The organism is Rothia sp. 32237D007AR (assembly GCF_053544675.1).
In genome coordinates this window covers 1-779 of the sequence record NZ_JBPPUO010000028.1, presented here as the reverse complement: position 1 = coordinate 779, position 779 = coordinate 1, and the positions used below count along the sequence as shown (strand labels likewise).

Sequence of the window (779 nt, the reverse complement as noted above, 5' to 3'; positions counted from 1 at the left end):
GCACCTTTTTGGTGCAGGTTTTCGGTACGTATTGTTCGGGCGTGTTGGTTACTCGTTATTGCTGTACCGAAACCGGTCGTTGAGCGAGTCATTGCCAATGTTAAGGCTTGGCGTGTTTTGCATACTGGGTTCAGGCGGCCGTTGGGGTCTTACCTGCGGGTGTTTTCGGTGGTGCGGGGGTTGGTGTTTTTTGCGGCTGGGGAGACTTTTGAATAAGCCTCATAGACAAAACTTTTTTGTCATAGCCTTTGTGTTCTGTAATGCCATTTTTAGACCAAGTACTTACTTTATTACTTCGCTTGATAATATTTCGGAAAACCAAATTATCCTCTTTATGTTCTTTGTACAGTTCTTCCAGGTTTGATTTTATCGTTGCGCTGTCCGTATCAACTAAATAAGGAACAAAACCAATCATATCTAGTCCAGGGTTAAACTGTTCTTGCAAATCAATCAAATAGGAAATATAGTTTTGAATGTTGTTTGTACTTTCTTCTTCTGCTTGTAAAGGGATCATAACGTAATCACTCGCCACGATTGCATTATTTGTATAAACGCTTGGCGTTGGTACAGTATCAATAATAATAAGATCATAGTCACTTTTTAAAGGTGCTAAAAGAGTAGCAAGCAATCTACTTTCATTTTCAAAAGTCCATGAGCGAGTTAATTTTGGCAGTAACATCAAATCAAACGTGCCAGGGATCAAGAGGCTTATTCAAAAGTAGACACGCACCCCACACCCACCAACTAGACAACGGCCCCACCCGCGGCAAAAATATGAG

The 779-nt window shown here is 41.2% G+C and carries 1 protein-coding gene; it reads right to left on the bottom strand.

Annotation, left to right across the window (positions count from 1 at the left end):
• Positions 1 to 130: 130 nt before the first annotated feature.
• Complete coding sequence (locus tag ACED87_RS09375; RefSeq protein WP_449090014.1) at positions 131 to 703, bottom strand: ParA family protein; 573 nt, start codon at positions 701 to 703, stop codon at positions 131 to 133.
• Positions 704 to 779: the final 76 nt, after the last annotated feature.